Origin of the sequence: Enterococcus sp. DIV0086 (assembly GCF_050498705.1) — a bacterium.
GTDB classification, from domain to species: Bacteria; Bacillota; Bacilli; order Lactobacillales; family Enterococcaceae; genus Enterococcus; species Enterococcus faecalis.
This window is the reverse complement of sequence record NZ_JBNIDN010000001.1, coordinates 2,860,001-2,869,686: the sequence shown is the minus strand read 5'-3', so window position 1 is coordinate 2,869,686 and position 9,686 is coordinate 2,860,001. Positions and strand designations below refer to the sequence as shown.

Genomic DNA, 9,686 nt, shown 5'->3' with positions numbered 1-9,686 from the left:
TAGTTTTTGAGCGTGGAGCAAAAGTCCAAAGTGATTTTTGTCCCACGCTCATCGGATTATTTATTGGGGCGTGATTGTAGCCACGCTACAATCAATTGACTGATTTCTGTTTGCTGTTGCTCGTTAGAAATTGTCGCTTTGTTGTCTCCTTTTTGGACACCGTAATTACCAAACCCTGCATGGTTACCACCTTTGATAGATACATACTGCGTATCTTTTGGCAAAAACTGTTTGGCTTTTTGGTAGCTAGTCCAATTTAAAACACCATCGTTTGTGGCTGTTATTGACAGAACCGGCAGATTTTGCTTGTTTAGTGCACCTTTTTCGTCAGGATAGCTAGCTAAATAAATCATGCCTTTGATTCGTTGCTCATTTTCCGCTACAAAACGGCTAGCCATCACACCACCCAGAGAATGTCCAGCCAAAACGAAGTTTTGTTGTGGATGATCCTTTATAATTTGTTCTGCAGCATTTGGTGCAAGAACCGCTAAATTCAAAGGAAAATGAACAACATAGACATCATAACCTTTCGTAGCAACTTCTTGCGCCCATTCACTATAACTAGCGGGCGCAACCAATGCACCTGGATAAAAAATCAGTGCTGTATCATTTTTTTGCCCGTTTGTATAATAATCATAGTTTTTTTCTTGCGTGGCACTTTGGCTTATTTTTAAGGCTGAATCGGTTGCTTGATACGTACTATTTTTAATAAAAATAGTCAAACCGATGACTAAGATTACTAAAAAAAGCCCAAGTCCTAGGACAATTTTTTTCCAGCGTGATTTTGTTCTATTTTTCATCTCATTTCCTCCCAATGAAAAAATTCTTCTTTCTGATTCTACCCTTAATAAAAAAAGAACACAACAATAGGAGTTGGTGAAGCAATCCTTCTGTTGCTCCACCAACTCCTAAATAGACTGTTTCTCGATTCCTTAGATTATTTTGATTCTTTTTCGCCTGCTTCTAAGTAGCTGATAATAATCGTTTCAAATCATCATTTTATTTTTCCTATACTTCCCTTATTAAAATAACAATGAAGCTGAAAGCAGAAATATCAACACCGAACAGATCAATAAAGCCCTGTTATTTGATAAAGTATAGTCTAAATAGATATACTCGCCAATGAAAAATACTATCAGAACTAACGAAGCCCTCAATAAACCAACATTTTCAAAAATATATTCTTTGAAAATGAAGGAAAGGACTCCCAAAATAAGGAATGATAGTAACATTGACTTAACAATAAAGCATTGCTTTCTCGCCATTCTAACACTTCTCTCTAATGAAATTAATTATATCGCTTCACTTGAAACCATCAATACACTTTCTTAAACTTTTTCATTAATATATAAATTATTTTTCAACAAACAGTCTTACTTTCATAAATTTGTCTGTTGTAAAAAATAGTAGCATACACTATTTTAAATAGACATAGCTATTATTCTATTTTATAAGGACACATTACTAATATAAGCAAGCATAGTAACAGCCTTATACAATTTAGATAATAAATAACAACCTATTTCATTAACTAAAAAAACAACAGTCATAAAAAGGACTGGTTTTTAACAGATACATGTCACAATTTTTTCATACTATTTATTTAATAGTTGATTCACTAATTAAAAAAATAATTTCTAATTTTCACTTAATATAAATGTAAAAATACCCCATCAGAACATGCTTTTATTCAGTTAGTAAAAAAACGGTCCAAAATCTAGTCAGCATAGTTATGCGATAAATCATTTTTGAGCTCGAACCACTTCTATTTAAAAATGTGATGAGGTAAGCCTTCACTTTTAATAAAAAACAATAGGAGTTGGTGAAGCAACCCTTTTCTTGCTCCACCAACTCCTAACTAGACTGTTTCTCGTTTCCTTAGATTATTTTGATTCTTTTTCGCCTGCTTCTAAGTAGCTTACATCATTGACTTTATCCAAAGTATATTCGCCATTTTTGTAATGAATTGTTGTGACACTAGCATTCTTCAACCCGCCTTCTGGGACTTTAAAATCATCAAATAAAGTTGCTAACAACGCTGAAATACTCAAGCCATGAGAGACCACTAAAACATTGCCATTTCCGGGATTGGCTGATTCTGTGGCAACAATTTTATCTAAGCCTTTTTTCAAACGTTTAGTAATTGTAGCATAGTCTTCTGCAGGCCAGTTATTTTTGCTTTCCTCGCGCTGTTGATCTAGTTTAGCTACACTGTTGGCAAAAGATTCAGGGGTCATGTTTTTCATAAATTCTTCTAAGGAAACACCTTGATCATCAGCAATATCCTGCCACATTGTCTTGTTTAAATCCCCTTCATAGCTACCAAAATTAAATTCACGTAAATCTGGGTCACGCACGACTTCAAGGTCTTTGCCTGCTTTATTTTGATCTAAAATAAGTTGAGCAGTTTGCAAGGCGCGGCCACTATCACTACTATATGCATTTTGAAAGGCAACATCTTTCAGGCCAATCCCAGTTGCTGTCACAACTTTTTCACCTTCTGGTGTTAAGACCGCATCTGACCATCCTTGTACGCGGTCCGTCGTATTTAACATAGTTTTTCCATGGCGCACAATGTAAAGAGTTAGTTCTTCAGGTTTTGTCTCTTTTTCTTTTGTCGTTGCTTGCTGATTTTTACCACAACCAACCATTACTAAAATGGCCAGAAAAAGCATCCCCACAATCGTCAATCGTTTTTTCATTTTTTATTTCCCCTCATTTTCTACTCAGTTGTTAAGTTTTCACCATTACTAGCGATAACTTGTTTGTACCAATTAAATGATTTTTTCTTAGTTCGTTTCAAGGTTCCCTGACCTTCGTCATCCATGTCTACATAGATAAAACCGTAACGTTTTTTCATTTCGCCAGTCCCTGCTGAAACTAAGTCAATACAACCCCATGGCGTATAACCAATTAAGTTAACCCCGTCTTCTTCTACTGCGGTTCTCATGGCTTCAATATGTTGTTTAAAATAATCAATGCGGTAATCGTCGACAATCGAGCCATCCTCTTGCAATGTGTCCACCGCGCCAAACCCGTTTTCAACCACAAACAATGGCATATTGTAACGATCTGACAACTGACACAATGAAATTCTTAACCCTAAAGGATCGACAGCCCAGCCCCATTCAGATTCTTGCAAATAAGGATTTTTAACCGCAGGCATTTGGTTGCCTCCGACATATTTTACTTCTTCGGGATAAGCAGTCGAAACAGTCGACATATAATAACTAAACCCGATATAATCAACTGTTCCTTTTTGAATAATCGCTAAATCCTCTGACTCCATTTGAATTGTCATTCCTTCACGCTCAAATTCTTTGAGCTTATGCGCTGGATAATAGCCCTTAGCCTGGACATCCATATAAAATTCTTGCTCTCGGTTAAATTGAACAGCTGCCATCACGTCCTCAGGTTTGCAGGACAAAGGATAACTCGGGATATAAGCCACCATCATACCAATCTGGAAATCTGGATTGATGGAATGTCCCAATTCAACTGCTTTCGCACTTGCTACAAATAGATGATGTGCCGCTTGATATTTACTTTGTTTATCATTATTGTGAATCCCAATTTGCGTCCAACTTCTTAAAAAATTAATTTCATTAAAAGTCATCCAATACTTCACTTTATCCTGATAACGTGTAAAAATGGTTTCGCAAAAGAAAACAAAGAAATCAATCACTTCACGATTTTTCCAACCATCATATTCATCGGCCAAATACATCGGAATATCAAAATGGTTAATCGTCACAACGGGCTCAATTCCATGGCGCAGCAAAGCATCAAAAACTTTATCATAAAAGGCTAAGCCTTCTTCATTAATCTCTTTTGTTCCATTTGGGCAAATCCGGCTCCAGGCGATAGACAGCCGAAAACATTTGAAACCCATTTCTGCAAATAAGGCGATATCTTCTTCGTAATGATGGTAAAAGTCCGTCGCTACATGACTAGGGTAGTATAACTCTTCATCGATATAACCAATCGCTCCTTCGGGTAATGCTTGATCGCGCGTACAAGAAGCTTTTTGGCCCTCTTTAGTTAAATACGTAATCCGTCGCGGTTCTGTTTGACTACCACCAGTAATTGCATCTAATGTACTCAGACCTTTGCCTCCTGAAAGATAGCCACCTTCATATTGGTTAGCAGCTGTTGCACCGCCCCATAAAAAATTTTCTGGAAATCCCATAAAATCCCTCTTTCCCTCTGTTTTTAGGCATAACAAAGAAACCATCAAGGGAATTGACGCTGGCAGAAGAGTCCTTGTTTTTTCTGCCAACGTCAAACGCCCTTTAATAGTTGCTGATTTTATTAATTACTTAAATCTTCACCATTTGTTGCGATTACTTTTTTGTACCAATCAAACGATTTCTTCTTGCTTCGTTTTAACGTACCATTTCCTTCGTTATCGCGATCCACATAGATAAAGCCATAGCGTTTTTTCATTTCACCTGTTCCAGCTGATACTAAATCAATACAGCCCCAAGTCGTATAGCCTAACAAGTCGACACCATCTTGTTCAACAGCATCTTTCATCGCTTGAATATGCGCCGCCAAATAATCGATACGATAATCATCGACTACATCACCATTTTCGTCTGGTGTATCTACCGCTCCTAAGCCATTTTCAACAATGAATAGTGGTTTTTGATAACGATCATATAAGTCATTCATCGTAATTCTCAAACCAAGCGGATCAATTTGCCAACCCCATTCACTGGCTTTTAAATAAGGATTTTTCACAGAGGCAAAGATGTTACCAGCTGTTTGTTCATTAATTTCTGGATCTGTTGATGTGACACGAGAAGAATAATAAGAGAACGAAATGAAGTCCACCGTATGTTCTTTTAAAAGTTCTTCGTCGCCTTCTTCCATTTCAATTTGAATACCTTTACGGGCCATTTCTTTTAAAGCATACGCAGGGTATTCCCCACGTGATTGGACATCAATAAAGAAATAATTTTCACGATCTGCTTGTCGAGCAGCGAAAACATCTTCTGGTTTACAAGTATAAGCGTAGTTGGAACCAGCCGCTAACATACAACCTACTTGGTTTTCAGGATCTACCTCATGAGCAATTTTTGTCGCAATTGCACTTGCTAGTAGTTCATGATGGGCCGCTTGGTATTTCACTTGTTCTTTGTTTTCGCCTTCTTCAAAGTATAGACCTGCCCCCATAAATGGTGCATGTAAAATCATATTAATTTCGTTAAATGTTAACCAATATTTGACTAATCCTTTATATCGGTTGAAAATTACACGGCAAAGATTTTCATAGAAACCTACTAACTTACGACTACGCCAAGCGCCATATTCTTCCACTAAGTGCATTGGGCAGTCAAAGTGTGTAATCGTTACTAGTGGCTCAATCCCATATTTATGACATTCTTTGAATAAGTCTTCATAGAACTTCAAGCCTTCTTCATTCGGCTCTGTTTCATCTCCCATTGGAAAAATTCGACTCCAAGCAATGGATAAACGGTATGTTTTAAAACCCATTTCACCAAACAAGGCGATATCTTCTTTATAGCGATGATACATATCAATCGCCTCTTGTGCAGGATAGAAATGTTCCTCATCAAAGTTAAACATTTTCTTTTCACCAGTGATTACTGGAAAACGATCTGGACCAGTTGGCGCTAAATCGACGTTTGCCAAACCACGTCCGCCTTCGTTATAGCCACCTTCACATTGATTGGCTGCTGTTGCGCCACCCCATAAAAAGTCTTTTCTAAATGCCATAAATTCTCTTCCTCCACATCTTTTTATATTAAAGCGGTCAGCAAATCATCGCTTGTTGAAACTTCATTACTGCCGACTTCCAAAATATCTAAATAATCCGCTGTATTCGTCACAACGATTGGAATTTGTGTACTAAACCCAGCTTTTTTAATTCCTTCTAAATCAAAGTTTACTAATGTTTGACCTTTTTTCACGCGGTCACCTTGTTTTACAAAAGCTTCAAAGCCTTCGCCTTCTAATTGAACTGTATCAATCCCAATATGAATCAATAATTCTGTGCCGTTATCTGAAATCAAACCTAATGCATGTTTTGTTGGGAATAGTGTGACAATCGTTCCATCAAAGGGTGCAACCACTTTACCTTCCGTTGGTTCAATCACGACCCCATTTCCTAATGCTCCATTCGCAAAAGCAGGATCCTCTGCATTTTTTAAAGATAACACTCGTCCTTTGACTGGACTTGTAATATTTTCTTTTTTAATCGTTGTTTTATCAATAATCACTTCTTCTTCCTCAACTGTATCGTCTTTCCAGAAGAAGAATGTTAGACCAAAACCAACGACCGCTGCAATGGCAATTGCAATAAAGGACTGAATCATCCCACTTGCATCATCACCATTGATAAAGTTTAGCACACCGAAAATTCCTAAACCACCCATTGTATAAGCTGTCACATTGTTGATCATCAAATATAAACCACCGACAGCGCCACCAATCATTGAATAAATAAATGGCCATTTTTTTGGTAAAGTGATTCCATAAATTGCTGGCTCTGTTACACCAAAAATACCAGAGATAATTGCTGGCGGACACAAAGCTTTTAACTTTTTATCTTTCAATTTGAAGAACATCGCTAAAACAACCGCTGTTTGCGCAAAACTAGCTGCAAATGATCCCGTTAATACTTGGCTTGAACCTTCTTGTGTCACTTGCATAATAGCTAATGGCACAACGCTCCAATGTAAACCAAAAATAACTAAGACTTGCCAGAAGAAACCAAGAATCAAACCATACAAAGCTGGTGAGAAACTCATTAATGCTGTAAAGCCAGCGCTTAATAAATCTGTTAGCATGCTAACGATTGGCCCAATTACTAAGAAACCAATTGGTAAGGCAATCAACAAGACGAAAAACGGTACTAAGAACGTTTGAACAACTTCTGGAATAATACGTTTAAACACTTTTTGAACTTGTGCCGCAAAAGCAATAATGAAGATGATTGGTACGACACTACTTGTATAGTTCGCACCGACCCAAGGAATCCCCATAAATGTATTATAGGCAGGTAAGCCCAATAAATTATACGGTGCTGCGGCTCCGGCACCCGCTGTTGTTTCAAAGGCCGTTTGTAATGCACTTCCTTGAATCGTTGGGTAACATAAAGCTGCACCAATCACGATCCCTACCATTGGATGCAACCGGAATTTTTTAGCTGCTGTATAACCTAAAATAACTGGCATAAAGTAGAAAATTGCATCGCCAATCCCATTTAACATGGTATAAGTCCCTGACGTAGCCGTATAGAGCTTTAAGAAAACCAATAAGGCATTTAACCCTTTAACCATCCCAGCCGCTGCTAACGCCCCTAAAAAGGGTTGGAAACAACCACTTAAAATATCTATTAAGCGATCAAATAAATTCCCACTGGAAGCTCCTTCTTCACGTTCTCCTGACAAGCCTGCAATACTAACTACTTCTTCGTAAACGGCTGGAACATGGTTCCCAATAACGACTTGGTATTGTCCACCGCTTTTCATAACAGTTACCACACCGTCCATATTTTTTAAGACATCATCATTCGCTTGACTCTCATCTTTTAATTTGAAGCGAAGACGTGTGATACAATGTGTCAAACTATTAATATTCTCTTGCCCACCGACATTTTTTACAATTTTTTCTGCTAGTTCATGATATTTTCCCATCTTTTTTTCCTCCAAAAATTTATTTTCATTTGAAGGTTTAGCCAACTGAATGTCACTATCCAAAGTGGTGCGTTTATTGTTCCGTTGTTTGTACAATTCGTGCAATGTGAATCGTTAGGTACAAGCGTTCTTCATTTGAAACTTGATAGTCATAGTTCTCATTTAAATACAAGCTGATCTTTTCCACGCAACGATAGGCGTTGAGATATTTCTTTTTAATTACCGCATACAGTTCTTCATCATCATTTTCGACAACTTCACGTTGGTGTAATAAGCGATAACAGAAAAATTTTAAATGTGTGCTAAATCGATAAAAGTAGACAGAGTCTTCATCAAAACTTACCTTAAAATAGTATTTGACGATATTTGTAATCTCTTGCATCAACTTTGTCAATTCGTAAATATTACCGACTTCTTCCTCCATCTCCGCATTCACCAAGTGCAATGCGATAAAACCTGCCTCATCCGTTGACAATTCCATTCCTACGCGCTTTTGTACCATTTTTAAAGCATTTACTCCTACTTCGTACTCTTCAGGAAAAAAACGTTTAATATCCCATAATAATAAATTCTTAATTGCAATTCCTTGTTTTTTTCTTTCTAAAGCTGTGTACAAATGATCCGTCAGAGAAATATAAATGGTATCATTCAAACTCTTTTTCAACGTTGATTTTGCATAAACAATAATGTCATCCGAGAGTTTCATCATCTCTAAAGGAATATTTCCTAACAATTCTTGAAACTTAAGTGATGTTTCTTGATTGGCTAAATAAAAAACTTGATCAATACTTTCATCAGGAACCCAATCCCCAATGCGTTTCTTAAAAGCAATTCCTTTGCCCATAACAATTTGCTCTCGTTTATCATCATCTAATGTAATAACCACATTATTGTTTAAAATTTTGTGAATAATCAATGCCCCACCTCCTTTGTGTTTCGTTGAAAAAAGAAAAACCCAATTTCTTCAAAAAGAACGACACATATGTCGCTTCATGAAAAAATTAGGTTTAGCTTGTCTTTAAACAATCACTATCCATCTATTTACTTATCCCTACATCCAAAGAATAACATATTTACAACAAATGTCAACGCTTTCAACAACATTTTTTTGTAATAAAAATAAAAAAAGCATACAAACAATGTTTGTATGCTTCACTATGACCCGTACGGGACTCGAACCCGTGTTACCGCCGTGAAAGGGCGGTGTCTTAACCGCTTGACCAACGGGCCATTAAAAAGAAAAAACGGAGAAGGAGGGATTTGAACCCTCGCGCCGGTTTCCCGACCTACACCCTTAGCAGGGGCGCCTCTTCAGCCACTTGAGTACTTCCCCAAGAAATAAATGGGCCTAAATGGACTCGAACCATCGACCTCACGCTTATCAGGCGTGCGCTCTAACCAGCTGAGCTATAGGCCCCAAATAAGAAAAAAGCGGGTGACGAGAATCGAACTCGCGACAACAGCTTGGAAGGCTGTGGTTTTACCACTAAACTACACCCGCAAATTTTTCTTGGATGGCGCGGGACAGAATCGAACTGCCGACACATGGAGCTTCAATCCATTGCTCTACCAACTGAGCTACCGAGCCAAAAACGGTCTGGACGGGACTCGAACCCGCGACCTCCTGCGTGACAGGCAGGCATTCTAACCAGCTGAACTACCAAACCAATTCGTTTTTGCTTTATGCAAATGTATGCTTTAAAAAATAAAAGCAATTGCGGGGGCAGGATTTGAACCTACGACCTTCGGGTTATGAGCCCGACGAGCTACCTGACTGCTCCACCCCGCGATAATTAGACTAAGGAAACTTAATTCCTAAGAAAGGAGGATAAGGGATTCGAACCCTTGCACGGTTTTACCCGCCTGACGGTTTTCAAGACCGTTCCCTTCAGCCGGACTTGGGTAATCCTCCGTAACAAAACTATGACCCGTACGGGACTCGAACCCGTGTTACCGCCGTGAAAGGGCGGTGTCTTAACCGCTTGACCAACGGGCCATTTTATAAAATTATGGGCCTAAATG

The 9,686-nt window shown here is 38.1% G+C and carries 6 protein-coding genes and 10 tRNA genes (1 of these 16 cut by a window edge); all 16 read right to left on the bottom strand.

The window, feature by feature from the left end:
* Positions 1 to 56 precede the first annotated feature (56 nt).
* Complete coding sequence (locus IGI63_RS13990) at positions 57 to 800, bottom strand: alpha/beta hydrolase (RefSeq protein WP_002383919.1); 744 nt, start codon at positions 798 to 800, stop codon at positions 57 to 59.
* A 1,083-nt stretch (positions 801 to 1,883) separates the two neighbouring features.
* A complete protein-coding gene (locus IGI63_RS13985) occupies positions 1,884 to 2,702 on the bottom strand; it encodes a histidine phosphatase family protein (RefSeq protein WP_002358330.1) in 819 nt (272 codons plus the stop codon).
* A gap of 20 nt (positions 2,703 to 2,722) precedes the next feature.
* On the bottom strand, positions 2,723 to 4,189 hold the full coding sequence (locus tag IGI63_RS13980; RefSeq protein WP_002394686.1) for a glycoside hydrolase family 1 protein: 1,467 nt from the start codon (positions 4,187 to 4,189) through the stop codon (positions 2,723 to 2,725).
* Between the two features lie 122 nt (positions 4,190 to 4,311).
* Positions 4,312 to 5,742 (bottom strand): 6-phospho-beta-glucosidase, encoded by a 1,431-nt coding sequence (locus tag IGI63_RS13975; protein WP_002375743.1) that lies wholly within the window; start codon positions 5,740 to 5,742, stop codon positions 4,312 to 4,314.
* A 23-nt stretch (positions 5,743 to 5,765) separates the two neighbouring features.
* Positions 5,766 to 7,664 carry a beta-glucoside-specific PTS transporter subunit IIABC gene (locus IGI63_RS13970; protein WP_429975964.1) on the bottom strand — a complete coding sequence of 633 codons (1,899 nt, stop codon included), beginning with the start codon at positions 7,662 to 7,664 and terminating at the stop codon, positions 5,766 to 5,768.
* Positions 7,665 to 7,737: 73 nt separating this feature from the next.
* Positions 7,738 to 8,580 carry a BglG family transcription antiterminator LicT gene (gene licT / locus IGI63_RS13965; RefSeq protein WP_002355181.1) on the bottom strand — a complete coding sequence of 281 codons (843 nt, stop codon included), beginning with the start codon at positions 8,578 to 8,580 and terminating at the stop codon, positions 7,738 to 7,740.
* Between the two features lie 242 nt (positions 8,581 to 8,822).
* Positions 8,823 to 8,894 (bottom strand) — tRNA-Glu (locus tag IGI63_RS13960).
* Between the two features lie 15 nt (positions 8,895 to 8,909).
* Positions 8,910 to 8,997, bottom strand: a tRNA-Ser gene (locus IGI63_RS13955).
* 10 nt (positions 8,998 to 9,007) lie between these two features.
* Positions 9,008 to 9,081 (bottom strand) — tRNA-Ile (locus tag IGI63_RS13950).
* A gap of 13 nt (positions 9,082 to 9,094) precedes the next feature.
* A tRNA-Gly gene (locus tag IGI63_RS13945) sits at positions 9,095 to 9,165 on the bottom strand.
* A gap of 14 nt (positions 9,166 to 9,179) precedes the next feature.
* Positions 9,180 to 9,252: transfer RNA gene (locus IGI63_RS13940), tRNA-Phe, on the bottom strand.
* Between the two features lie 5 nt (positions 9,253 to 9,257).
* A tRNA-Asp gene (locus IGI63_RS13935) sits at positions 9,258 to 9,331 on the bottom strand.
* Positions 9,332 to 9,379: 48 nt separating this feature from the next.
* Positions 9,380 to 9,453: transfer RNA gene (locus IGI63_RS13930), tRNA-Met, on the bottom strand.
* A 33-nt stretch (positions 9,454 to 9,486) separates the two neighbouring features.
* Positions 9,487 to 9,576 (bottom strand) — tRNA-Ser (locus IGI63_RS13925).
* A gap of 12 nt (positions 9,577 to 9,588) precedes the next feature.
* Positions 9,589 to 9,660 (bottom strand) — tRNA-Glu (locus tag IGI63_RS13920).
* 14 nt (positions 9,661 to 9,674) lie between these two features.
* Positions 9,675 to 9,686: transfer RNA gene (locus tag IGI63_RS13915), tRNA-Ile, on the bottom strand; it runs 62 nt beyond the window's last position.